Genomic DNA, 23823 nt, shown 5'->3' on the forward strand with positions numbered 1-23823 from the left:
TTCCATTCTCATTTTACGTTCACGCGAGGCTCGCCTGCAGTCTTTGCAAATCCTTCCACCCGATCATTCGTATGCCCTCGTCCGCCAAGACATTCCTCACGTTCTCGTCTCTCCAGAAATCGGCTTCCATCGCCCTCTTGGCCGGTTGGCCATGGAAGGCCCTCAATTCTTCGGTCGCCCGGGAAGGATGCGCGATCCATTCCGTGACGCCGGGCAACAAGCCTCGCAGCAGCGACAAGCCTTCGGTCTTCGCCGTTTCGTACGTATCCCCTTCGCTCAGATCGTAGTTCGGCCCGATCACGTAATCCGGCAGGATGATGCCCCGGTCTTCCGCTTGGCGCACGCGCACTTTGGCCCTTTCCATGATTTCGCTCGGAATGCGCCTTCCGCCGACCGCCATCAGCATGCGCGGCAACCGGAACGGCAGTCCGAACACGGCGCAAACGTCGAACGCGACCTGAAGCAAGTCGTTGCCCGTATGAAATCCGTACAAACTGCCCATATGGCTATCCGCGTGGGTTAAGCGGATGCCGGCTTTCAGCGCCGCTTCCGTCTGCGCGATCAACTCCTGGCGAACTTCGTCGGGATCGGCTTTCCGTTCCGCCTCTCCGCTCGTCTCGGGAAACCAACCGTCCGGACCTGCCAACGAAGCGACGGAACGGGTGCGGCACAGAGGCCCCCACTTGTAGCCCTTCCATTCGCTCGTCAGCGTCCAATGGACGCCGACGTCGGCGTCCGGGCAAACGTCCCGCAGCATGGCCGCCGCTCCCGACGACCACGGACAGACCATCATGACCGTCGCGGATCCGATCGCGCCTTCCGCCAACAACTCCGTAACCGTTTCGTTCACGCTTCTGCACAGTCCGAAATCGTCCGCGTTGACGATCAACAGCTTCTCGTATTTCCCGTATCCAAGTCGCTGCGCCGTGTTCATCCGTCTTCGCCTCCCCGTTATTCTATATATATATGTCGGAATCGGTACGGCATTGCTCATCTTTTGCCGTCGTATGCCGTCTCGCGTTTATAAAAAAATAGAGCCTCATCGGCTCTATCGTGGCGGTTACTTAAAGTCCGGCGCTTCGCGGTTCTCCAAGCGCGAAAGTCTAGCCGACAGCGTTTTTTTCCAACTCGCCGACAGTTCTTCGACGGCCAACACCCGGAGAATGCCCTCCGCATCCGCTTTGTCCTTGTGCATAACCCTGTTCGCTTCTTCGATCGTAACGCCGGCTTCATGCGCGATTTCCAACGTCAGGCTGTCCGAGGGTTGGATCGTGCCCGGCGTTAGCACCCGGAAGTAGAAGCCGGTCGCGCCGGTTTCCGTCACGAGCATCGGCAGCTCCTCGAGTCCCCATTTCATCGCCAGCTTCCAGCACGGTTGCCTCGGCTGGCTCACTTGAACGACGGCCGTGCCGACCCGGAAGACGTCGCCGATGCGGATATCCCGTTCGCTCAGGTTGCCGACGGTGAAATTCTCGCCGAACGCGCCGAGCGGCAACTCGGCGCTCAGCACCTTTTCCCAATGGGGATAGTGCTCCAGGCTATAGACGCAGATCGCCTTGTCGGGACCTCCGTGATTGACGAGGTCCGCCTGTTCGTCGCCGTCCAGCCCGAGCGCGGACAATGCCAGCGGGCGGTCCACCGTCGTCTTGTAAATGCCGGATTGCGCTTGCTTACCTTTGTATTCGTCAGTCCGAACGGCTCCGACGTTCAACGATATGATCGGATACGCATGCGATTTCTCGGTCAATGTCGTCGTCATGTTCCCATCTCCCCTATAGAAAATGTCCCGCGCGCATAACCTTGCGCCGCCTGCGCCACGCTAACGGAGGCAAGCCCATTACCTAGCCGAACGGCGAAAGGTGGAGTCGTATGCCCCCGTCCAAACGACGCAGGGAAAGCGCGTGGAAAAGCCGTAAGCAGAACCAACACCCGCACGGTCGAATCTCTTCCTTGCACGAGCTGGCGAACGAACCGTCGCCGGACGCGCAGTCGGACCGTACCGACGCGTAAGGCGAGAGCCTGGCGTTTTCTCGTCCCGGATTGCGGGAGGAAGAAGACGGCCAGGCTCTCTCTATGCGCGAGGGCTCAGGATAACCGATGCTTCTCGGATGCCGTCAGCCTTCTGCCCTTGATGTTCACGACGATCTGGCCGTCCTGCATGCCCCAGATTTCGTCCGCGAATTTCTCCGCCAATTCCGTTCTATGCAGCGCGGCGACGATCGTCGCCCCTTTCTCGTGGCACAGCTTCTTCAGCGTTCGCATCATTTCTTCCGACGTGTGCGGGTCGAGGCCTGACACCGGCTCGTCCGCGAGCACGAGACTGGCTCCGTGCACGAGCGCCCTCGCGATGGCGATGCGTTGCCGTTCGCCTCCGCTCATCTTCTCGACTTGCTGGGAAGCTCTCTCCATCAGCCCGACCTTCTCGAGCATGTCCATCGCGCCCATATGATCGTCGCTTCTCGCGATGCCGGTCGCCCGGCGCCAGAGCGGATTCTGTTCCGCCGTTCCGATGAGGACGTTCTTCAATGCCGACTTCTTCTCGAAAAGGATCGGCCTTTGTTCCAGGTAAGCGACCTGCCTGCGGAATTTCATCTTGGCGAGGAAGCCGGTCTGCATCATGTCTTTGCCGTCTACTTTATATTCGCCGGAGGTCCAAGTTTCCTTCAGCGCAAGTGCTTTCAACAACGCCGACTTGCCGCTGCCGCTCGATCCGACGACGGCGACGAAGGTTCCCGGCTCCAGTCTTAAGTTCACGTGGTTCAATATCGTTTTCCCATCGGGGATTGTTCGGGTTAACCCGGAAATGACGATCATCGCTGTCCTGTCCCTTCGATCCATTATTCATCTAGTTTAAGCCATAATGTCATCCCTTGCCATACGAACAAATGTTTGCTATAATCAAAACAAGAACAAACGTTCTATTCTACTCGATAGGTGGGATAATGGATGGTGAATTGCGAACATCTCCGTTACTTGGAACCTGCCAGAGGGCCTAGACCGTCTCGAGACCTGACTTTCAAATTTTACGACGACGGCAAGCTCGTCATCATCGATAACGACACCGGCAGCACAATGAACCCCCGCGAATTGTCCGGGGGCAGTTACGACTTCTATGTCCGCCAGCGCATGCGGTTGATCAGGCGCGACTTGGAGGCCAAGATCCGCAAATATGCTTAATCGCGGCGAGAAGCCGGCGTCATACGCGAAGCCGGCTTCTTTCGTTCGTTATTCAGAATGTATAAGTTTCGCGCTTATCCATTTCTGAATATCCTCCGCAAAGCTGCTTCAATGTCCAGAAGACGTCGAAGGCTTTTTGCTTGGTTAAGGCAAGTTTTTATTGATCCGGTTCATACTCGGCGGATATTTCGTCATTTTGTTCAAGCCGAGATCCAGGCCATTTCCTTTGCTCTTGGAGACGCCGCGCATTTCGTTGCCTTTTCCCAAGTTCGGGTTTGCCAACTTACTTCACCTCCCACCCATCGGCTCGACTGTCGCCGGCGGGCTTTACTATTAGTTTTCCTATTTCCCCTCATTTACAAACCCGTTTTCAAACCCCATAATGGGAAGACGGCGCCCCCTCGCGATGTGCCGTCACGTTTGCGCGGCAGCCGATATATTCTGTTGAAGGCCGAATTAATCGCATTCGCGTAAGGAGACCGACCCAACGATGAAGCAAACGATATTTTTCGATCTGGACGATACTCTTGTCTATTGCAACAAATATTTCAACGACGTCCTCGACCGGTTCGCGGACGAAATGTACGCCTGGTACGCCAAGTCCGGCGTCACTCGCGAAGCGATCGCCGCCAAGCAGGCCGAGATCGACATCGCGGGCGTGCAGGTCGTCGGCTTCCAGCCCGATCATTTTCCGCAGTCGTTCGTCGAGACTTACCGGTTTTTCCGCGATGCGACGGGACGCGCCTCCTCCGTTCTCGAAGAAGAGAAGCTATGGAAGCTAGGCAATAGCGTGTACGGGATCGAAGTCGAACCTTATCCGATGATGGAAGAAACGCTGTACTCGCTCGCGAACAAAGGCAACGAATTGCATCTCTACACGGGCGGCGACACGCTGATTCAATACCGGAAAATCGAAAGCTTGCGGCTGGACCGATTTTTCGAAGAACGCATCTACGTGCGTCAGCATAAGAACACCGATGCGCTGGAAGAAATATTGGCTTCGGGCCGATTCGACCGTTCGAACACGTGGATGATCGGAAATTCGGTCAGAACCGACGTCGTTCCCGCCCTTCTCTGCGGCCTGAACGCCGTATACTTGAAGCAAGATGAAGAATGGAAATACAATATCATTCCGATCGAGACGCCTCCGACCGGCGCGCTCTTGACGTTGACCGCGCTGCCTCAAGTGCCGCCGGCGATATCCGACTACTTGTCCGGCTTGACGATGAAAGAGTCCGGTTGAACGAACTCATTCCCAGCGAAATAACGAACGGCAACCTCCCTGCGCGGACGCAGTCGGGTTCCGTTTTTGTTGTCTTTATCGATTTGCCGATCCGCCGTCGTCCAATCCCGAAAGCTTGACGAACAGCTTGCGCACGCCGTCGGACCACTGCGGATCCTCTGCGTATGTCCGATTGAACCATTCGAACGGATCGCGACCTTCGGGACGGCTTTCCGCCAGCTCCAGAAGAAACCGCGAAGCGATTCCCGCCGAATCCCTTATGTCGGTATTGTATTCCATCCAGCTATGTCCGACGTTAAACGGATTATTCGCGATTTTCTTCGCGTCCTTCGACGATTTCGGAACGAAGCCTTGCTCTTGGCCCGTAATGGCAAACAGAAACAAAGGATGAATGTCATGCTCCTTGGCGGTCGCGACGATCGCGCCGAAGTAAGGCTCTTCGGCAAGCAAGGAGTCTCTGCCGTTCAAGTACTTCTTTAACGACTTGACGTCGAAGTCCGCGTAACGCAAGAAGTCCGGCATACCGACGTCGGGCCTCGCGATCGGCGCGGGAACGACGGCTTCGGGCCGAGACGGCGCGACCGGCGTCTCCGCGGAGGTCCGAAACAGCAACGCCGCCCCCAATCCGGCTCCGCCGGCAAGGACGATGGCCAGCGCGACGGCGGGAATCGGCCGCGCCAGACGGCGCGTCGCCGTCCTCGCGAACCGAAAGACGGCCGCGGCAAACTCTTTTGTCGCAGGAAGCGAAGTCTCGCCTTCAACCGGAAAATCAAGCGATGGCAATGCGGCAAGCGCCAACATCGTCGGTCCTTTTCTCCGTTCGAGTCTCGTCGCCACCTGTTCAGCGTTCCATCTGCCGGGAGCATGTTGTTCCGCCCAATTCGTCAAAGCCCGAACGAGTTGCTCCATTCGAGAGTCGTCGTTCGTATCGGCCAGGTCCGAGCATAATTCCAGGACGTCGTCGGGCCGGATTTCTCTACGTTCGGTAAGCAAACAAGTCGTTATCAGCCGATCGACGAGTCCTTCCTTCTGCTGCTCCGGGAGATCCGGCAGCCGCTGACGCAGCGTTCTTCGAATGGCGTCGGCAACGATTTCCGCGCGGCGATCTCCGGGGAGCGGCGCGTATTTCGTCTGGACGTAACGGCGGATCGTGCTGACATCCGTCGGCGATAGCAATGCGGCGTTATCCATTCGAACAGCTTGGCCCCCCCATCCGAAACCTATTCACATCAGTGTATCACGAGGAAACTTTTGGGGGAACCCTGTCTATCGGACCAGTGCCGCTTCGACGATATCCGCTTGCACCTCGGCGGATCGGAGATAAGCGTTAATCTGTTCCTGCTCGCTTTCCGTCAGCTGGTACTCGCAATCCATTTCCTCGTCTTGCGTGACGAGTTGGATCGGATGACCCGCGTGCGTGCATACCGCCAAGATCGAGAAATCGATCAAGTCGTCCGGCAATGGGGTATCTTGCGCGGTCTCCACGCGCAGGATAACGTCTACCCATTGCCCGTCGCGCCGCTCCGCCCCATGCCGTAACCCGATAAACTTCAATTCGCGCCACTGTTCGTCTCCGTACCGGATCACGCGACTCACTCCTTCGGTTGTTTGCTTTCGTCGTACCCCGACACGGCTATTCAAAAGGCCGTCCCCTGCCGGGAACGGCCTCCATTTCTTCGCTATCGCGAGATCAAGGCAGTTGCGTGCTGCCCATCAAGTACTTGTCGACTTCGCGCGCCGCTTCGCGGCCTTCGTTGATCGCCCAGACGATCAAGCTTTGACCGCGCCTCATGTCGCCGGCGGCGAACACTTTGTCGACGTTCGTTTTGTATTGGCCGTATTTCGCTTTCACGTTCGTGCGACGATCCGTCTCGAGGCCGAATTGATCGACGAGCGTGCGCTCCGGTCCTTCGAAGCCGACCGCCACCAGAACGAGATCCGCCGGCCATACTTTTTCCGTGCCCGGAATTTCTTCGTAAATTTTGCGACCCTGCTCGTCCACGTAACGGCGAATTTGCACGGTGTGCAATTCTTTCACGTTGCCGTTCTCGTCGCCGACGAATTTCTTCGTCAGGACGGAGAACGCGCGCGGATCTTCGCCGTACAAAGCTTTCGCTTCTTCGTGCGCGTAGTCCAGCGTATAGACGTTCGGATATTCCGGCCAAGGGTTGTTCGCCGAATCCCGTTGCAACGGCGCCTTCGAGTGCGTGCCGAATTGGGTTACGCTCGCGCAACCGTGACGGAGAGCCGTCGCGACGCAGTCCGTACCCGTGTCGCCGCCGCCGATGACGATGACGTTCTTGTCCTTGCCGGACATGTACGTACCTTCTTGCAGGCCGTTATCCAAGTAGCTCTTGATCGTGCTGTTCAAGTAATCCATCGCCGGATGGATGCCTTTCAATTCATGGCCTTCGACGTTGCCGATCGGACGCGCTTTCGTCGCGCCGCCGCAAAGGACGACCGCATCGAACTGCGACAATATCTCGTCGGCGGTAATGTCTTTGCCGATCTCGGTGTTGACGACGAATTGAACGCCTTCGGCCGTCAGCAAGTCGACGCGGCGCTGAACGATTTCCTTCTCCAGCTTCATCGTCGGGATGCCGTACATGAGCAAGCCGCCGACGCGGTCCGCTCTCTCGAATACGGTTACCGTATGGCCGGCTTTGTTCAGTTGAGCGGCCGTTGCGAGTCCCGCCGGACCGGAACCGATGACCGCGATTTTCTTACTCGTGCGGACTTCAGGAATTTGCGGGACGACCCAGCCTTCATGGAAAGCGCGATCGATGATCGCTTGCTCGATCGTCTTGATCGTGACCGCGTCGCCGATCAGACCGACCGTACAGGAGCCTTCGCATGGCGCGGGGCACACGCGACCCGTAAACTCGGGGAAGTTGTTCGTCTTCGACAGACGCTCGTACGCTTCTCTCCATAGTCCGCGGTAAACGAGGTTGTTCCACTCCGGGATGAGATTGTTGATCGGGCAGCCGGAGGCGTTGCCGCTAAGCTCGATGCCGGTATGGCAGTAAGGCGTGCCGCAGTCCATGCAACGGGCGCCTTGCGTGCGCAATTGATCGTCGGAAAAATGCTTGTGGAACTCGTTCCAGTCCTTGATTCTTTCGAGCGGATCGCGATCCGTCGGCAGTTCGCGTTTATATTCCATGAATCCCGTAGGTGTCGACATCTCATTTCCTCCATCTGTCGGTCTCATCGCTAGAGCGCGTTAGTTCGATTTCTAGGTCAATAATTGAATATCTTAACAAACCAAGCGACTCGCCACCATGTATTATACGCAAAAAAATTTGTACTTTCTAACAAAATGCGAGCTTATGCGCGCTCGTACGCGCAAAACGCGTAAGGTAGCGCGTTTTTGTCGTCTTGCTGGCCTTCCGTGCGAGAAACGAGCTTCCACTCTCCGCGGTCGAAGGACGGGAAATAAGCGTCGCCTTTGAACGATTGTCCGATTTCCGTCAACAGTAAACGATCCGCATGCTTCAGCGATTGGGCATAAATCTCCGCGCCCCCGATGATCATGAGAGGTTCGCCAGCGTATCGCGACAACGCTTCGTCGAGAGAGCCGACGAGCTCGCAGCCGTCGGGCGCTTCCTTCAACGTTCGGGACATGACGATATTCGTTCTATCCTTCAACGGCTTGCCGAGCGACTCGAACGTCTTGCGTCCCATGAGGACCGGTTTGCCGATCGTCTGTTGCTTGAAAAATTTCATATCGGCGGAAAGCCGCCAGATGAGCTCGTTATTGTTTCCGATAACCCCATTCGAGGCGACGGCGGCAATGAGAGTGACTGTCATTTCGGTTCGCCTCTTCCGTTCTGATCTGCAATGCTACACTTCATCATACCATAACGCCTCCTTGATGCCTACCCGAAGGAGGCATCAAGGAGGCGTTATGGCCGAATCCGATCGCTTATATCGTCCCTGTCGTTTCTTGCTTGTCGGAGCCGAACATTTTCGGTCCTTTCGGCTCGGAGGAATGGCTGTTGGGCTCCAGCGTAACTCCGACTGCTTCGATATCCGGGATCGATTCCGTCAAGGGCAGGGTCAAGATACCGACACCGGAAGAACCGACCGTAAAAGTCCCCGCGCTGCTGCGCTGGTCACCCTTCCACAGCCAGACCTGATAAGCTTCCTGGCCCTGCGTTTGCGGAGAACCGAAAATATAGACGACAAGCTGCTCTTTATTTTCGGAACGGATGAGACAGGCTAAGCCCCATGCCCTGGAGTTATCGGCGAACATTCCGCTGCCATTCTCCGCGGTCAAATTAAAAATCGTTTCAATATTCGTTGGCGCTTGAGCGATAGCTTCCGTTTCGGATGAAGGCGTTTGTATACCCCGCATAAGCCATCCTGCTATAAACACCGATATCAGGACCGCCGTCCAAGACACAGCACGAATAAGCCGTTTACCCCTGAAGCCCCGAGGCTGCTTAACAGGTTCTTGGATCATTTCGTTAGCGTCAAAAAGAGGACGCAAAACCGAATCCTTCAGGTCGGCAGGAGGTTCAACCATAGTGACGTCGTCGGTCAAGCGGTCCCATACTTCGCGCCAGGCTGTCGCTTCTTCCGTACAAGCGGAACAGGTAACAAGATGCTTCTCAAAACGCTTGCGTTCGAGATCCGTGCCTTCGCCCGCCATATAATCAACCAACCCGTCGCATGGGGTTGTTTCCTTGATTTCCATCGGTTACCGTTCCTCCTTCATTTCCATCAAATGCAGGCGAAGCTTCTTCAGCGCCTGATGGAGCCGATTTTTGACCGTTCCGACAGGTTCTCCGCCCATATTCGCGATTTCCTGGAGCGTATATCCTTTCCAATATAGAAGCTCAATCACCCGCTGCTGCGGCTCGCTCAACCGCTTTGCCGCAGAGGCGATTTCAGATCGCTCGGCATTTTGCATCGCAGCCGTCTCCGGATCGTCCTGGCCCGCGCTGTCCGCCCGTTCTTGTATCTCTTCAATCGGCATGGCGGCTTGATGACGGCGTTCGCGGCGCACGATGTCGATGGCAATTCGCCTTGTCACGGTGATCAGCCAGCTCTGGAAAGCTCCCTTTCCCGCATCGTATTCCGCTTTCGTCGTCCACAAACGCGTAAACACATGCTGAACGACTTCACGGGCCAAAGCCTCGTTCCCGCAGACGCGTCTGGCAAAAGAATACACAAGCCGCGCATACCGGTCGTACAGTTGCTCCATCGCATCTTGGCTCCGCTCGCGAATTTGGCGCAATAAATCTCCATCGGTCCGGATCGGCATTCGGCGGTTCCCCTTTATTTCCATCCTATTTAAAAGCGGACGGGAGCAGCTCCCATCCGCCGTCAAATATTATTCTACCACGATTTTTGCGGTCATGCCCGGATGCGGGCCGCAATGATACGAGAAAGATCCGGGAGCGTCAAACTCGACCGTTTCCGATTCGTCTTGGCCAAGCAGCTTCGTTTCGAACTCTCCGCCGTCGGCGACCGCGTTATGTTTCACCTCATCGCGATTGATGAATGTAACCTTGCTGCCAGCGGGAATCGTGATCTCCGCTTTGGAAAATGCAAATTCCTTGATTTCCACAACCACAGTCTTCGGTTCGGCCGACGCTTCTACCGGCGCCGGGTCGGCGCTGGGAGATTCGGACGGCTTCGGGCTTTCGGAAGGCTTCGGTTTGTCCGCTTTGTCAGCGGACGGCTTAGGCGAAGGCGATTCCGATTCCGCAGGTTCAGAGGGCTCCGCTGAAGCATGGTCTGCATGCTCCGATTCGACCGCGGATGCGCTTGGCGATTCCGATGGAGATGCGCTCTCGGACGGCGATGCATTAGCGGCAGACGGTGACGCCTCCACAGTAGGGCTTGCAGGCGCCGAACTTGAAGCAGACGGAGAAACCGACTCCTCTTTATTGGAGGAAGAGCATGCCGTTACGACTGCGAAAACGAATAAAACGATTAAGGTAAATAGTATGCCTCTCTTGGCTGTCATCATTGTACGATAATCTTCCCTTTCATATGAGCTGCATGAGGCGCGCAATAATATTCGTAAACACCGGGTTTATCCAGCGTGATCGTCGCGGATTCCCCTTTGTCCAACAATTTGGTCTTGAAGGAACCGTCTACGGCTACTGCGTTGTGCTGGTCGGGGTCCATGTTGACGAATTCGATTGTCGTCCCCGCTTTGACTGTTACTTCGGGCGTCGCAAACTTGTAGCCCTTCATTTCGATCGTTACTTTGGCTGGAACCGAAGCCGGAGCTGCTTTGCCGGCCGTCGTTCCGGTGAATTTCGCCGGATCTACAACGTACCAGACGTTGTTCAGTCCTTGTCCTTTCAAATCGCCGCGTTTAGCGTCCTGGACGAAATAATAGAGCGGATATCCTTTGAACGTCGTTTGCTTCGTCCCGTCATTTCTCGTGATTTCGCCGAAATCCGCCGCGTTTAATCCTTTCGGAGCTACGATGCCGTTCTCATGGAAAGCGGGCCATGCTTTCAAGCAATCCCCCGAACAAACGCTGGCGCCGGCAGGATCCTTGTCAAAATAGTATAGCGTCTTCCCTTCGCTGTCGACCAAATAATTGCCGAGCTTGGCGTCCGTTCCAAGGCCGACGGTGTAGAACGGCTGTTTGATCAGGAACCAGACGCTGTTCGCGCCTTCTCCGTTCACGTCGCCGGCTTTGGCGTCCATGACGAAATAATAGAGCGGCCAACCTTTGTAAGTCAGCTGCTTTGAGCCATCGGTCCGCACGAAGGCGCCGAAATCTCCGCTGTCCAATCCTTCAGGCAGGATCAACCGATCCGCGGCGAACACCGGCCAGTTGGCCAAACATTGGCCTTGGCAGGAGTTCAAGTCGGCCATATCTTTCGTGAACAGATAAAGCGCCATTCCTTTGCCGTCGGTCAAATAATAAGTTCCGTCAGCCGTCTTGCGGATATCGATCCGCTGTCCGTTCAGCAGAGCGGCTTTATCGGCGGAGACGATTTTCATTTCGATCATTTCCTGCAACAGCGTACCTTTTCCGTCCTTGGTCATTGCTTGCAAAGTTTCCGTTAAAGCTGCCGCCAGATCGCGGTTCGTGAACGGAACGGCTTTGGCCGCGCGGAACAATCCTTTGGATTCGGCGAATGCCAGTGCTTCTTTGTAGGTGAAATCCGTTCCCGAACGGAAGCGGAGCGACTCCAGCATCACTTTATAAAGCTGCTGGGCGGTGATCGTCGCATTCGGCTCGAACTTTCCGCCGCTTGTACCGGTCCAGCCGTATTCCGGGTGGTTTTTGAGATAGGCCAAAACTGGGCGGCTAGATTTTCCGGCGGAATTCGCGTCCGCAAAGGTTGCCGTTCCCGTATAAGAAAGCGCCTCCTGCTCTTTGCCCATCAGACGAAGCAGCAAAATGGCCGCTTGCAGGCGGGTGGACGTTTTGGCGAGATACTCATCCGTAACGCCTTGTCCGTCACCCTTTAGAACGCCGAGCTGCGCGGCGATATCGGACGAAGTGGAAGTTTTCACCTCAGCCGTGCCGGAAACGGCAGCCGTCTGTTCTCCTTCCGCAAAAACCGCCAAAGGTGTTACAACCATACAAAAAGCTAAAATTAATGCCGTTAACCATTTGTTCTTTGTTCTCATCACTGATCTGCATCTCCTTTTCTTATGTATCTCACCTAAGAAAACGGAGCGATCGGCTGAACGGTTTGAGCCTTAAACAAAAAAAAACACCGAAATATAAAAAAAAGGACCGCCGAAATTTTATCGGACAGTCCTTGACCCGCTATTTCATTGACATATCCGCGATTGATCGCTTCACAAAGATCGTTATACGGCTACAGTGGCTTTGATCGTCGGATGATGCTCGTAACCTTCGAAGACGAAGTCTTCGTATACGTAATCGAAGATCGAGGCCGGTTTGCGCGCGATGACCAGCTTCGGGAGCGGGAACGGCTCGCGCGACAGCTGCAGCTTCACCTGCTCCAGATGGTTACTGTAAATATGAACGTCGCCTCCGGACCAGACGAATTCGCCGGGCTCCAAGTCGCATTGCTGCGCGATCATATGGGTCAGCAGCGCGTACGAAGCGATGTTAAACGGCAATCCGAGGAACGTGTCGACGGAACGCATCGTGAGCATGCACGACAATTTGCCGTCCGCGACGTAAAATTGGAACACGAAATGGCATGGCGGCAGCTTCATCTGATCGATGACGCCGACGTTCCACGCGCTGACGAGAAGACGGCGGGAATCCGGATTGCGCTTGATCCCTTCGACTACTTGCGCGATTTGGTCGATCACGCGTCCGTCCGTCGTTTCCCATGCGCGCCATTGCGAGCCGTATACGGGACCGAGATCGCCGTTCTCGTCGGCCCATTCGTCCCAGATGCGTACGCCGTGTTCTTTCAAGTAACTTATATTCGTATCGCCTCTCAGAAACCAGAGAAGCTCGTGAACGACCGATTTCAAATGGACGCGTTTCGTCGTGACGAGCGGGAAACCTTCCGAAAGATCGAACCGCAGCTGGCGGCCGAATACCGACAGCGTGCCCGTCCCCGTCCGGTCTTCCTTCTTCGCGCCATGATCGAGCACATCCTGTAGCAAATCCAAATAATTGCGCAAAACGACACCCCTCGAGCCAGTATGCCTCCATTGTAGCATCCGATTCGGCAGCTTGTCGACGAGATGCCTGCCGTTAACGAACGGAGAATTGCTATTTACAGGCCTCGAGCGACTCTCGAGGCCGATATCGCACGGAGAGTTGTTATTTGCTGGCCGCCTGCGGCACTCGAGTCAGATAGCGTACGGAGAATTGTTATTTGTTGGCCGTAGGCGGCACTCGGGTCCGATAACGCACGGAGAGTGGCTAATTGCAGGCCGCGGGCGCCACTCGAATCAGATAGCGTACGGTGAGTTGCTATTTGCTGGCCGCGGGCGGCACTCGGGTCCGATAGCGCACGGAGTTTGCTTTTTGCAGGTCGCTACCTCCCCCGCGTTCGCATTAACACGCTTAGCAACGTAATTTCCCCCTCTGAGCCCCTTACTCAGTCGTCGAGTATCTCTGAGCGCGGCGCTTCTTGCGCATCTCGTATCGCTCCGGCGCGCTGTCGTGCAGCTTCCGCTCGGCGTCGTTCTCCGGCAGCACGGACGGAATGGCGACCGGCTTCCCGTTCTCGTCGACCGCGACGAACGTGGAGAACGCCGTACAAGTCACCCTGCGGTCTCCGGTGAACAGATTCTCCGCCCGCACGACGACGTATACTTCCATCGAACTTCTGTGCGTCCATGTGACGAACGCCTCGAGCTCTACCGTCTCGCCCATGCGAATCGGCGCGAGGAAGTCGAGGCTGTCGGTCGAAGCGGTGACGACCGGTTTCGAGCAATGCCGCATTGCCGCGATCGCGGAAATTTTGTCGATGTAATTCATGAGCGTACCACCAAACATCGTACCGTGATGGTTCGTGTCCGTCGGGAACACGAGCTCCGTCATGATGGAACGGGACCGGCCCATCGGCCTGGCTTGTTCGGTCGTCATTGCCAAATTCCACCTCCATATCGTTGTTCACTAATAACCATAGTCCCTAACGAAAAAAAATAGCACAACGCTACTTCGGAGCCCGAGCGGACTGCGTGCGATGAAGTTAAGTAGCACAGCGCTACTTCGGAGCCCGTGCGGACAGCGTGCGATGAAGATAAGTAGCTGAGCGCTACTTCGAAACTCGGACGGACAGCGTGCGATGAAGATAAGTAGCTCAGCGCTACTTCGGAGCTCGGTCAGGACTGCGTGCGATGAAGTTAAGTAGCTCAGCGCTACTTCGGAGCTCGGTCAGGACTGCATGCGATGAAGTTAAGTAGCTTAACGCTACTTCGTAGCCCGAGCGGACTGCGTGCGATGAAGTTAAGTAGCACAGCGCTACTTCGGAGCCGGTGCGGACAGCGTGCGATGAAGATAAGTAGCTGAGCGCTACTTCGAAGCTCGGACGGACAGCGTGCGATGAAGATAAGTAGCTCAGCGCTACTTCGGAGCTCGGACGGACTGCACGCGATGAAGTTAAGTAGCTCAGCGCTACTTCGGAGCCCATAAGAAACTACGCATGACGTAGTCATCCGATGAAAAAAACCTTTACGATGGCGTTCACGATGTCATGACGGTATCGTGAAGCCCTCGTAAAGGTTATGCGGCTTGCGCCGGATTAGGATTTCGGAGCGATCGTGTGGATCGGATGGCCCATCGCGAGTTCCGCGGCGTCCATCGTAATCTCGGCAAGCGTCGGGTGAGCGTGAATCGTCAGAGCGATGTCTTCGATCGTCGCGCCCATCTCGATCGCGAGACCGAGCTCGGCGATCATATTGGAAGCTTCGACGCCGGCGATTTGAGCGCCGAGCACGAGGCCCGTATCCGTGTCATGGACGAGCTTCAGGAAGCCGTCGGCACCGTTCAGCGTAACCGCACGGCCGTTGCCGCCGAACGGGAACTTGCTGGACTTCGCTTTGTAGCCTTTTTCTTTCGCTTCCTTCTCGGTATAGCCGACGCTTGCGCATTCCGGATCGGAGAACGCGACGGCCGGGATGCATTTGTAGTCGACTTTGGAAGGCAAGCCCGCGATCGCTTCCGCCGCGACTTTCGCTTCGTAGGAAGCTTTGTGCGCGAGGGCGGCGCCCGGCACGATATCGCCGATCGCGAAGATGTGTTTCACGTTCGTGCGGCATTGGTCGTCGACTTCGATCAGGCCGCGTTCGCCGACTTTGACGCCGGCAAGCTCGAGGCCGAGCTCTCCGTCCGTGTTCGGACGGCGTCCGACGGTGACGAGCAAGTAATCGGCCGTAACCGTTTTTTGCTCTCCGCCGACTTCGTAAGTGACCGTTACGTCTTTATCGGTTTGCTCCGCGCCTTTAGCTAGCGCGCCGTTCACGATATCGACGTTCGATTTTTTGAGCTTCTTCACGACGAGCTGGCTCATGTCTTTATCGAAGCCCGGAAGGATCGTGTCCGCGCCTTCGAGGACGGTCACTTGCACGCCGAATTTCGCGTACATTTGGCCGAGCTCGATGCCGATGTAACCGCCGCCGATGACGACGAGACTCTTCGGCAATTCAGGCAGGGACAACGCTTCCGTCGAAGAAAGGATCCGTTTGCCGAACGGGAAAGGCTTCAGTTCGATCGGGCGGGAGCCTGTCGCGATGATGCAGTTCTTGAAGCGGTAACGAGGCGCTTCGTTCTCGTTGAACAAACGCGCTTCGTTCTCGTTGATGAACATGGCCTCGCCTTGGAACATTTGCACTTTGTTCGCCTTCAGCAGCATTTCCACGCCGCCCGTCATTTTGTTGACGACCGACGTTTTGTACTCTTGCACTTTGCCGAAGTCGACGCCGATGTTCTCGGCCGACAGACCGAAGTCCGCCGCGTGTTGCATCGATTCGTAATGGTGAGCCGAGTTGATCAGCGCTTTGGACGGAATGCAACCGACGTTCAAGCATACGCCGCCGAATTTGCCTTTGTCCGCGATAATGACCTTCTGGCCTAATTGAGCGGCGCGGATCGCCGCGACGTAACCGCCGGGCCCAGCACCGATGACGAGCAAATCGATATCTAAAGAAGCATCTCCAACGACCATGATTATACCTCCATGACCAGCAGTTCAGGATCGCTGAGCAGCTGTTTGATGTAGTTCAAGAAGTTTTGCGCCGTCGCGCCGTCGATGATGCGGTGGTCGAAGCTGAGCGACAACGCCATGACCGGAGCGGCCACGATTTCGCCGTTCTTGACGACCGGTTTCTCCGTGATGCGTCCCGTGCCGAGGATGGCGACTTCCGGGAAGTTGATGACCGGCGTGAAGAACATGCCGCCCGCCGAGCCGATGTTCGTGATCGAGATCGTGCTGCCCTTCAGTTCGGACGCGCTAAGCTTGCCGTCGCGTCCGCGGGATGCGAGGTCGCGGATTTCGTTCGCGACGGACCAGACGTTCTTGCGGTCCGCGTCGAAGATGACCGGTACGATCAAGCCGTTCTCGGTATCGGTCGCGATGCCGATATTGTAGTATTTCTTGTAGACGATTTCGTTGGCCGCCTCGTCGATCATCGCGTTCATGGCCGGGAATTCGCGGCATGCGGCGACGAGCGCCTTCACGATGAACGGCAAGTACGTCAGCTTGACGCCTTTTTTCTCGGCGACCGGTTTCGCTTTCGTACGAAGAGCGACCAAGCCGGACACGTCCACTTCGTCCATCAACGTGACGTGAGGAGCCGTGTAGACGGATTTGACCATCGCGTTCGCGATCGCTTTGCGGATGCCTTTGAACGGCACGCGCTCTTCGACGCCCGGGCCGTAGGAAGTCGCGGCTTTGGCAACAGGAACCGCAGCCGGAGCGGCCGCGCTTGCTGCCGGAGCTTCCGAAGCCGTCGCTTTCGGAGCGGAACCGCCGCTCGCGAATCCGAGCACGTCCTCGCGGGTAATGCGTCCGTTCTTGCCGCTGCCGGCGATCTCGGAGATGGCTACGCCCTTCTCGCGGGCGAATCTGCGCACGCTAGGCGTCGCCAAGACGATGCCGCCGTTAGCCGGCCGCGCGGTCGGCGCGGGAGCCGCGGCGGGCGCGGGCGCTGCCGGAGCGGCTTCCGCCGCTGCCGGTTGTTGAGCCGGCTGGCCATGCGTATCCGCACCGCCGGTCGCCGCGTTGCCGCTGGCCGTCGGCGCGTGGTCGGACGGCGCATGCCCTTGATCCGGCACGTCGCCTTCCGCTTCGATGATCGCGACGACTTCGCCGACGTGCATGACTTGTCCGTCTTTCGCGAGCACTTCGACGACTTTGCCGTTGACCGGGCAAGGCACTTCCACGATCGCTTTATCGTTTTGCACTTCCATGATGATATCTTCGTCTGTTACCGTTTGGCCCGGCGCGATATGCATTTTGACGATTTCGCCCTCATGCAGCCCTTCGCCGAGCTCCGGGAACCGATATTCGAATCTCGTCGTCACTCGGAATCCTCCTCGATTAGAACTGTACAACCTGGGTAGCGGTTTTCACGATGCGGGAAACCGACGGCAACCACGCGTCTTCGATTTGCGCGAACGGATACACCGTATCCGGGCCGGCGCAGCGAAGCACGGGCGCTTCCAGGTGCAAGATGGCTTTCTCGTTGATTTGCGCGATGATTTCCGCGGCGGCGCCGGAAGTTTTTTGCGCTTCCTGCACGACGATCGCGCGGTTCGTTTTCTGGATCGACGCGACGATCGTGTCGATGTCGAGAGGCAACAGCGTGCGAAGATCTATGACTTCCGCGGAAATGCCCGCTTTCTCGAGCTCGTCCGCCGCTTTCAGCGACGTGTGAACCATCAGGCCGTAAGTGAGAATCGTAACGTCCTTGCCTTCGCGAACGACTTTCGCCTTGCCGATCGGCACGGTGTATTCGTCTTCCGGAACTTCGTCGCGGAACGCGTGGTACAAGTTTAGATGCTCCATGAAGAATACCGGATCGTTGTCGCGGATCGCGGAGATCATCAAGCCTTTGGCATCGTATGGATTGGATGGAATGACGACTTTAATGCCCGGCGTCTGGATGGCCAAGCCTTCCAGGGAATCGGTGTGAAGCTCCGCCGCTTTGACTCCGCCGCCGAAAGGCGTGCGGAAGACGATCGGGGAATGGTAACGGCCGCCGGAACGGAAACGCATGCGGGCCGCTTGGACGAACATCTGGTCGAGCGCTTCGTAAATGAAGCCGACGAACTGGATTTCGGCGATCGGGCGGAAGCCTTGCGTGCCGAGACCGACGGCAAGACCGCCGATGGCGGATTCCGCGAGCGGCGTATCGAACACGCGCGTCTCACCGAATTCCGCTTGCAGCCCTTCCGTCGCGCGGAATACGCCGCCTACCTTGCCTACGTCCTCGCCGAACAGAATCACGTTAGGATCGCGCTTCAGCTCGACGCGCATCGCGTCGCGAATCGCTTCTTTCATATTCATTTGAGCCATGCTGCTGAACTCTCCTCGCCATGAGCGAACCGGCGCGCAACCGCCCGCCGTCCGCCTCGCAAAATTTATTAGTTGTTCAAAAAGTCCGCTTTTAATGTGCTGAAAACCGAACTTTTTGAACTTGCTCTTATTGGAAATCGGCTTTTTGCTCTTCAAGATGCGGCGGCGTCGTCTCGAACATCGAATCGATCAAGCCGGCAACGGTCATTTTCTCCGTTTGCTCCGCTTTTTTGATGTGTTCGTTGACCGCGTTTTTCGCTTCTTCTTTCACGCGCGCCGTTTCTTCCTCGGACCAGAGGCCCTTTTTCTCCAAATATTTGCCGAAGCGCACGAGAGGATCCTTCAGGCTCCACTCTTGCTCTTCTTCCTTCGTGCGGTATTTGCTCGCGTCGTCGGCCATCGAGTGGGGACGGAAACGGTACGTCAAGCCCTCGATCAACGTCGCGCCGCCTCCGTTGCGTCCGATTTCGGCCGCTTCTTGAACCGCGGAGATGACCGCGAGCACGTCCATGCCGTCGACCTGAAGGCCGCGGATGCCTGCCGCCAAAGCTTTATGGGCGATCGATTGCGCGCCTGTCTGTTTCGCGAACGGCGTCGTGATCGCATAACCGTTGTTCTGTACGAAATAGATGACCGGCAGCTTGAACGAGCCCGCGAAGTTCATGCCCTCGTAGAAATCGCCCTCGGAGGAACCGCCGTCGCCCGTATACGTGATTGCGACGCGTTTCTCCCCTTTCAGCTTGAAGCCCATCGCGATGCCCGTCGCGTGCAGAATTTGCGCGCCGATGATGATCTGAGGCATCAAGACGTTAACGTCCTGCGGAATTTGACCGCCGTGCTGGTGACCGCGGGAATACAGGAACGCTTGGTACAAAGGCAATCCGTGCCAGACGAGCTGCGGCATGTCGCGGTAGCCCGGGCAGACGAAATCTTCTTTGTTCAAAGCGTATTCGCTGCCGACCATCGTCGCTTCTTGTCCGGATACCGGCGCGTAGAAGCCGAGACGGCCTTGGCGGCCCAAGTTCACGGCGCGATCGTCCCAAGTCCGCGTAAACACCATGCGGTACATGATTTCTTTCAATTGCTCGTCGGACAGCTTAGGCATGCGCTCCGGATTGACGACTTCGCCTTCCGGGGACAATACTTGAAGCGGAGCGACGTCTTCCGACCTGACTTCATGCGAGAGAGCGCCTTTCACGTTTGCCGGCGCTTCCGTGGATACTTTACTCATTAGGTTCACCTCATCTTGAATTGTGGAAGAGGGCTTTCTGTTATAGAATTATTATATCCCTGTTTAAGTGAATTGGTCAAAGAAAAACTCCAAAAACCCTTTATTCATATAGCTTTCGACTAAATCATGTTTGTATAACAGGTGTATATTTTTTATGTAACAGTGTAATACAACTTTGCTTTTGCGGCCTTCAATTGGTTTGCCCATGCCCGACTTATCCCATACGTGCCGAAGGAGGTTGTCCGATGAGCGACAATCCGTTGTACAAAAGAACGATAAACAGACATGTCATACCAAGCCGACATTTGCCGGAAGGAGAACGCGCCATCCGCGTTTACTTGCCGCCCGGTTATCAAGCTTGGATCAGCTACCCCGTCGTCTATTGCCAAGACGGCGAAGACTTTTTCAATTTCGGCAGAATCGCTACGCACGCCCAGCGCCTCATCCTGGAAGAAGGCTGGGAACCCTTCGTCATCGTCGGCGTCGAAGTCGACAAAAGCAAAAGAACGTCGGAGTACGCCCCCGACGGCAACCGCAACGCCGCTTACATGAAATTTTTCGCCGAAGAAATGATTTCATGGGTGGAATCGAATTATCCGGTGCGCGACGAGCCGGAGCAACGGCTATTGGCCGGAGATTCGCTCGGAGGCGCGGTGTCGCTGTCCCTCGCTCTCGCCTATCCCGCCCTCTTTAACCGCATCGTTTCCTTATCTGGCGCGTTTTACGATACGTACATCGAACAAATCGAAGCGGAGGGATCGCTCGACCGGCTTAAGCTTTGGATGGTCGTCGGCTTGCAGGAGACGGCTTACGAGACGGACCGAGGCGTGTACGATTTCGTCGCCCTTAACCGGGAAGCGGTAGAGATATTGAAAGCCAGAGGAGCGAAACTCGTCTACGAGGAGAAGGACGGGGAACATAAATGGGGGTTCTGGCAACAGCAACTGCCGGAGGCGCTGGCCGTCTTTCTCGGGCCGACGCCTTCGTCGTTCGCGGACTAATAACGATACGTTTTTTTCATTGCGTTTAATTACCAGGAGGAAGCTGCCGGTCGATGTCGTCCAGCAGCTTCTTTATTTCGTCTTCGGACCATTCGACGCCTGAGCGACGGAACGCGAGCAAACGTTCGCGAATGGCCGCTCCCGCGTCCTCGTACGCCTCCTCCGCGCCGTCCGCTCCCGAAGGATCGTACCAGACGAAGCCTCCGTCGGGTCCGTTGCGCAAGTACGCCGCTTTCCAATTCGCCGGGTAGACGTAATCGCCGTTCCCGAGCGCGAAAGCGATGACGTCGTCATGGGACAGCGGCATCAAGTGATGATACTCTTCCTCGGCTCCGCCCGCAGCCATGTGAAGATGATAGACCGCGAAGTGCAAATAGTGCTCTCCCGTGGCCGAATCCTTCACGAGACGGTACAGCTCCGCCTTGCTCTCGCTTAACGTCTTCACCGGTTCCATCCGAACCGCCAGCTCGTCTTGGGAGACGAACCTCAGCTGCGACATCGGTACCGGGATCGGCGTTGGACGGATCGGCTCTTCACGTTCGCCGTCCATCGTCCAGCCTCCCTTTGATCGCATCGAGCAATCGTTCGCAGCCCTTCTTCACGAGGGCATACACTTCGTCGAAGTTGCCCGTATAGTAAGGATCCGGCACGTCGTCCATGCCCGCTTCCGGCAGCACGGAAAGGAATCGGATCACTTCCGTCCCGCGGCCGGCGCCAAGGATGGCCCGAATGTCCCGTTCGTTCTTCGTGTCCATAGCCACGATCAGATCGAACTGCCCGCCGTCGTTCGCGGCGAACTGACGGGCCTTCATCCCTTCGTATGAGATCGAGTGGCGGTCGAGAAGCGCCCTCGTTCCTTCGTGCGGCGGTTTGCCGATATGCCAATCCCCCGTTCCGGCGGAATCGACCGAGATCTCGTTCTCCAGCCCTTCCCGGCGTACGAGGTCTTTCATGACCGCCTCCGCCATCGGAGAGCGGCAAATGTTGCCCAGACAGACGAACAGCACGGAATAACTCATCGTTGACCTCCTTGCGCGCCGCCTTCCGCCGAGCGCAGCAACGACCGGCGGGGCAGCTTCCATTTGTAATGTACCGACAGCATGCGGAACAGGACGACGAGCAAGAACAACGAGAACAATTCCCAAGGCTTATCGAGCTTGAAAACGCCGAGGGCGAGTCCCGCCAAGATGGTCCACACCGCGTAGATCTCGTCCCGGAGCACGAGAGGCTTGCGTCCGGCCATGATGTCCCGGATCATGCCGCCTCCGATGCCCGTCATCATGGCGGCAACCATGACGGCGCTGATCGGCAACCCGTTGTTCACCGCGAACGACGCGCCTTGGATCGCGAACGCTCCGAGACCGATGGCGTCGAAGAACGCTTCGGCCCTTTTCCAATGAAAGATCCATACGGCCGGCAGCAGGAACACGATAAGGATCGAGATAACGGCGATTTTTAACGAAAGGCTTTGCTCCCATAGCGTCGTAACGGGCACGCCGATCAGCAAGTTGCGAACAACTCCCCCTCCGAACGCCGTTACGAGGCCCAATACGAATACGCCGAGAATATCGTATTCTTCTTCCATGGCGACGATGGCGCCGCTGACAGCGAACGCGATGACGCCGATGATGCTGAATGCTTGAAACTCCCACTCCACGATGGTCTCTCCTCCGCGCGGCTATGAATTCCTTACTCATTGTAGCGAGCGTGCCGCCGGATCGCAACGGGGGATTTCGGGCATTTTCGCGCAATTTTCGATATACTGATAACATAATCGACGAGCGGAGGCTTCGTTAACATGTACGAAAACGACACGAGGACGACAAAACGCGCGCTTATTTTCACGGGAGGAACGTTAGGCCGGTGGGCGCTAGACCGTATCGAAGAAGGCGATTTCCTCGTCGGCGCCGACCGCGGCGCCGCGTTCCTGATCGATAACGGACGCGTTCCCGATCTCGCGCTCGGCGACTTCGATTCGGTCACGCCGCCGCAACTCGAGAACATTCGCCGGTCGTCCCGGCAATTCATCGATTTCGACGCGGTAGACAAAGACTGGACGGATACGGAGCTCGCCCTTCGCGAGACGATCGCGAGAGGGTATCGGCTAGTCGTTCTTCTCGGGGCGATAGGAACCCGCTTCGATCATAGCTTGGCCAACGTGCAATTGCTGGAGTACGCGCGCGAGCGAGGCTGCCTTCTGCTGGTCGCGGACGAGCGCAACGAAATCCGGCTGTGCGACGGACGAACGGAAATCGAGCATGACGCGGCGTTCTCCCATGTCTCCCTTCTTCCTCTGACCTACGAAGTCAAAGGCATCACGTTAACCGGCTTCCGTTATCCTCTTCATGAAGCGACGATCCGCGCGGGCGCTTCGATCGGCGTGAGCAACGTACTGGACGCCCCCGCCGGGCGGATCGAGATCAAGGAAGGCTTGCTCCTCGTCATCCGAACCCGCGACTAAATCGTTAACCGCAGGCCCGTATGCGCGATCGTCACATGATCGGGATGGCCGTAGCTTCGCCTCAGATCCACGTCATGGGACAAATGCGTGAACACGACGGAGCCGGGCCGCGTCTCTTCCGCCAGCGCCAGCCCTTCCTTCATGTCGTAGACGGAACGGGTGTCCATCGGATACGGCTCTTCCGCGAAGCTCGTACCGAGCACGAGCAGGGACAAGCCGGCGAGGGGCGCCTTTTGCCCTTCCGTCAGATCGATCGAGTCCGAACAGTAGGCCCAGCTTACGCCGCGCTCCGCGTGATCGAAGCGATAGGCGTATGAATACCCGTTCTTGCCGTGATTGACTCGCCATGGCGCGATGCGCCATCCCCCGTACGCCGTCCCCTCGTCGTTAGCCTCGAACCGGAATTGACGATCTAACCATGGGAATCGCGAGAGAACGTCGCCGGTCACTTCCCTCGGCGCATGGATCGTCGCCGGCGCCTCCGTCCACCTGCACGCGTCGGCCCATTCCGGGAGCCCTACGATATGGTCGAAATGGGCATGCGTCAACAATGCCCTTCCTACACCGCGCAAGCCGGCTTTCTCCATTTGCTCCCGCCAGTCCGGACCGCAATCGAGCAACAACGGGAGTTCGCCCTCGTCTTCCAACAGCAGCGAAGAACGAAGCCTGCGATTGATTCCCGTTTCCCGCGCCTCTTCGCACACCTCGCATTCGCAATATACCCTAGGCGTCCCCATCGAATCGCCCGTCCCCAGAAACGTGATGATCATGTGCCA

Annotated in this window: 27 protein-coding genes; 5 read left to right on the top strand and 22 right to left on the bottom strand. The window is 56.9% G+C overall.

Annotated elements, in window-relative coordinates; all coding sequences use genetic code 11:
- Window positions 1-19: 19 nt before the first annotated feature.
- Window positions 20-934: a polysaccharide deacetylase family protein gene (locus ACFPPD_RS02565; RefSeq protein WP_209742815.1), complete on the bottom strand. Its 915-nt coding sequence runs from the start codon at window positions 932-934 to the stop codon at window positions 20-22.
- Between the two features lie 126 nt (window positions 935-1060).
- The gene (locus ACFPPD_RS02570) at window positions 1061-1759 is read right to left on the bottom strand and encodes an MOSC domain-containing protein (protein ID WP_209742817.1); all 699 of its coding nucleotides are present in this window, start codon (window positions 1757-1759) and stop codon (window positions 1061-1063) included.
- Between the two features lie 110 nt (window positions 1760-1869).
- On the opposite strand from ACFPPD_RS02570, the gene ACFPPD_RS02575 reads away from it, so the two are divergent.
- On the top strand, window positions 1870-2010 hold the full coding sequence (locus ACFPPD_RS02575) for a DUF6254 family protein (RefSeq protein WP_209742819.1): 141 nt from the start codon (window positions 1870-1872) through the stop codon (window positions 2008-2010).
- Window positions 2011-2085: 75 nt separating this feature from the next.
- Here ACFPPD_RS02575 and ACFPPD_RS02580 read toward each other — a convergent pair whose 3' ends face one another.
- Window positions 2086-2814, bottom strand: coding sequence for a phosphonate ABC transporter ATP-binding protein (locus ACFPPD_RS02580; protein WP_209742821.1), 729 nt, complete (start codon window positions 2812-2814; stop codon window positions 2086-2088).
- Window positions 2815-2946: 132 nt separating this feature from the next.
- On the opposite strand from ACFPPD_RS02580, the gene ACFPPD_RS02585 reads away from it, so the two are divergent.
- The gene (locus ACFPPD_RS02585; protein ID WP_209742823.1) at window positions 2947-3177 is read left to right on the top strand and encodes a hypothetical protein; all 231 of its coding nucleotides are present in this window, start codon (window positions 2947-2949) and stop codon (window positions 3175-3177) included.
- 144 nt (window positions 3178-3321) lie between these two features.
- On the opposite strand, the gene ACFPPD_RS02590 is transcribed toward ACFPPD_RS02585, so the two are convergent.
- A complete protein-coding gene (locus ACFPPD_RS02590; protein WP_209742825.1) occupies window positions 3322-3459 on the bottom strand; it encodes a hypothetical protein in 138 nt (45 codons plus the stop codon).
- Window positions 3460-3667: 208 nt separating this feature from the next.
- Here ACFPPD_RS02590 and ACFPPD_RS02595 point away from each other — a divergent pair, with 208 nt between their 5' ends.
- Window positions 3668-4420, top strand: a complete 753-nt coding sequence (locus ACFPPD_RS02595; RefSeq protein ID WP_209742827.1) for an HAD family hydrolase — start codon at window positions 3668-3670, stop codon at window positions 4418-4420.
- A gap of 75 nt (window positions 4421-4495) precedes the next feature.
- Here ACFPPD_RS02595 and ACFPPD_RS02600 read toward each other — a convergent pair whose 3' ends face one another.
- The 14 genes from ACFPPD_RS02600 to pdhA all read right to left on the bottom strand — a co-directional run bounded on the left by ACFPPD_RS02600 (window position 4496) and on the right by pdhA (window position 19585).
- On the bottom strand, window positions 4496-5611 hold the full coding sequence (locus ACFPPD_RS02600; RefSeq protein ID WP_209742829.1) for a serine/threonine-protein kinase: 1116 nt from the start codon (window positions 5609-5611) through the stop codon (window positions 4496-4498).
- A 75-nt stretch (window positions 5612-5686) separates the two neighbouring features.
- Complete coding sequence (locus ACFPPD_RS02605) at window positions 5687-6007, bottom strand: hypothetical protein (protein ID WP_209742831.1); 321 nt, start codon at window positions 6005-6007, stop codon at window positions 5687-5689.
- Between the two features lie 103 nt (window positions 6008-6110).
- Window positions 6111-7601 (bottom strand): glutamate synthase subunit beta, encoded by a 1491-nt coding sequence (locus ACFPPD_RS02610; protein WP_209742833.1) that lies wholly within the window; start codon window positions 7599-7601, stop codon window positions 6111-6113.
- Between the two features lie 143 nt (window positions 7602-7744).
- Entirely contained in the window at window positions 7745-8227 is a 483-nt protein-coding gene (locus tag ACFPPD_RS02615) for a dihydrofolate reductase (protein WP_209742835.1), read from the bottom strand.
- A 115-nt stretch (window positions 8228-8342) separates the two neighbouring features.
- On the bottom strand, window positions 8343-9116 hold the full coding sequence (locus tag ACFPPD_RS02620) for an anti-sigma factor (RefSeq protein WP_209742837.1): 774 nt from the start codon (window positions 9114-9116) through the stop codon (window positions 8343-8345).
- A 3-nt stretch (window positions 9117-9119) separates the two neighbouring features.
- Window positions 9120-9686: an RNA polymerase sigma factor gene (locus tag ACFPPD_RS02625; protein ID WP_209742839.1), complete on the bottom strand. Its 567-nt coding sequence runs from the start codon at window positions 9684-9686 to the stop codon at window positions 9120-9122.
- Window positions 9687-9755: 69 nt separating this feature from the next.
- Window positions 9756-10259, bottom strand: a complete 504-nt coding sequence (locus tag ACFPPD_RS02630; RefSeq protein WP_209742841.1) for a cupredoxin domain-containing protein — start codon at window positions 10257-10259, stop codon at window positions 9756-9758.
- Window positions 10260-10393: 134 nt separating this feature from the next.
- The gene (locus tag ACFPPD_RS02635) at window positions 10394-11965 is read right to left on the bottom strand and encodes a plastocyanin/azurin family copper-binding protein (protein ID WP_209742843.1); all 1572 of its coding nucleotides are present in this window, start codon (window positions 11963-11965) and stop codon (window positions 10394-10396) included.
- Between the two features lie 249 nt (window positions 11966-12214).
- The gene (gene thyA / locus ACFPPD_RS02640) at window positions 12215-13009 is read right to left on the bottom strand and encodes a thymidylate synthase (protein ID WP_378081189.1); all 795 of its coding nucleotides are present in this window, start codon (window positions 13007-13009) and stop codon (window positions 12215-12217) included.
- 418 nt (window positions 13010-13427) lie between these two features.
- Window positions 13428-13922, bottom strand: coding sequence for an acyl-CoA thioesterase (locus ACFPPD_RS02645; protein WP_209742847.1), 495 nt, complete (start codon window positions 13920-13922; stop codon window positions 13428-13430).
- A gap of 658 nt (window positions 13923-14580) precedes the next feature.
- Window positions 14581-16002: a dihydrolipoyl dehydrogenase gene (lpdA, locus tag ACFPPD_RS02650; RefSeq protein ID WP_209742849.1), complete on the bottom strand. Its 1422-nt coding sequence runs from the start codon at window positions 16000-16002 to the stop codon at window positions 14581-14583.
- A gap of 2 nt (window positions 16003-16004) precedes the next feature.
- The gene (locus ACFPPD_RS02655; RefSeq protein WP_378081191.1) at window positions 16005-17360 is read right to left on the bottom strand and encodes a dihydrolipoamide acetyltransferase family protein; all 1356 of its coding nucleotides are present in this window, start codon (window positions 17358-17360) and stop codon (window positions 16005-16007) included.
- A gap of 16 nt (window positions 17361-17376) precedes the next feature.
- Window positions 17377-18354 (bottom strand): alpha-ketoacid dehydrogenase subunit beta, encoded by a 978-nt coding sequence (locus ACFPPD_RS02660; protein WP_209742851.1) that lies wholly within the window; start codon window positions 18352-18354, stop codon window positions 17377-17379.
- A gap of 127 nt (window positions 18355-18481) precedes the next feature.
- Complete coding sequence (gene pdhA, locus ACFPPD_RS02665; RefSeq protein ID WP_209742853.1) at window positions 18482-19585, bottom strand: pyruvate dehydrogenase (acetyl-transferring) E1 component subunit alpha; 1104 nt, start codon at window positions 19583-19585, stop codon at window positions 18482-18484.
- A gap of 245 nt (window positions 19586-19830) precedes the next feature.
- Between pdhA and ACFPPD_RS02670 the strand changes: the two genes are divergently transcribed.
- On the top strand, window positions 19831-20586 hold the full coding sequence (locus ACFPPD_RS02670; RefSeq protein ID WP_209742855.1) for an alpha/beta hydrolase: 756 nt from the start codon (window positions 19831-19833) through the stop codon (window positions 20584-20586).
- Between the two features lie 25 nt (window positions 20587-20611).
- On the opposite strand, the gene ACFPPD_RS02675 is transcribed toward ACFPPD_RS02670, so the two are convergent.
- The 3 genes from ACFPPD_RS02675 to ACFPPD_RS02685 are packed head-to-tail and all read right to left on the bottom strand — an operon-like array spanning window position 20612 to window position 22243.
- Window positions 20612-21136 (bottom strand): hypothetical protein, encoded by a 525-nt coding sequence (locus tag ACFPPD_RS02675; RefSeq protein WP_209742857.1) that lies wholly within the window; start codon window positions 21134-21136, stop codon window positions 20612-20614.
- Window positions 21120-21605 carry a low molecular weight protein-tyrosine-phosphatase gene (locus ACFPPD_RS02680; protein ID WP_209742859.1) on the bottom strand — a complete coding sequence of 162 codons (486 nt, stop codon included), beginning with the start codon at window positions 21603-21605 and terminating at the stop codon, window positions 21120-21122. The genes ACFPPD_RS02675 and ACFPPD_RS02680 overlap by 17 nt, the downstream gene beginning before the upstream one ends.
- The gene (locus ACFPPD_RS02685) at window positions 21602-22243 is read right to left on the bottom strand and encodes a trimeric intracellular cation channel family protein (RefSeq protein WP_209742861.1); all 642 of its coding nucleotides are present in this window, start codon (window positions 22241-22243) and stop codon (window positions 21602-21604) included. The genes ACFPPD_RS02680 and ACFPPD_RS02685 overlap by 4 nt, the downstream gene beginning before the upstream one ends.
- Before the next feature lie 141 nt (window positions 22244-22384).
- On the opposite strand from ACFPPD_RS02685, the gene ACFPPD_RS02690 reads away from it, so the two are divergent.
- Complete coding sequence (locus ACFPPD_RS02690) at window positions 22385-23047, top strand: thiamine diphosphokinase (protein WP_209742863.1); 663 nt, start codon at window positions 22385-22387, stop codon at window positions 23045-23047.
- On the opposite strand, the gene ACFPPD_RS02695 is transcribed toward ACFPPD_RS02690, so the two are convergent.
- On the bottom strand, window positions 23044-23817 hold the full coding sequence (locus ACFPPD_RS02695) for an MBL fold metallo-hydrolase (RefSeq protein WP_209742865.1): 774 nt from the start codon (window positions 23815-23817) through the stop codon (window positions 23044-23046). The two genes, ACFPPD_RS02690 and ACFPPD_RS02695, sit on opposite strands and share 4 nt — an antisense overlap.
- Between the last annotated feature and the right edge of the window lie 6 nt (window positions 23818-23823).

This window comes from Cohnella suwonensis (genome assembly GCF_042655365.1).
Lineage (GTDB): Bacteria > Bacillota > Bacilli > Paenibacillales > Paenibacillaceae > Cohnella > Cohnella suwonensis.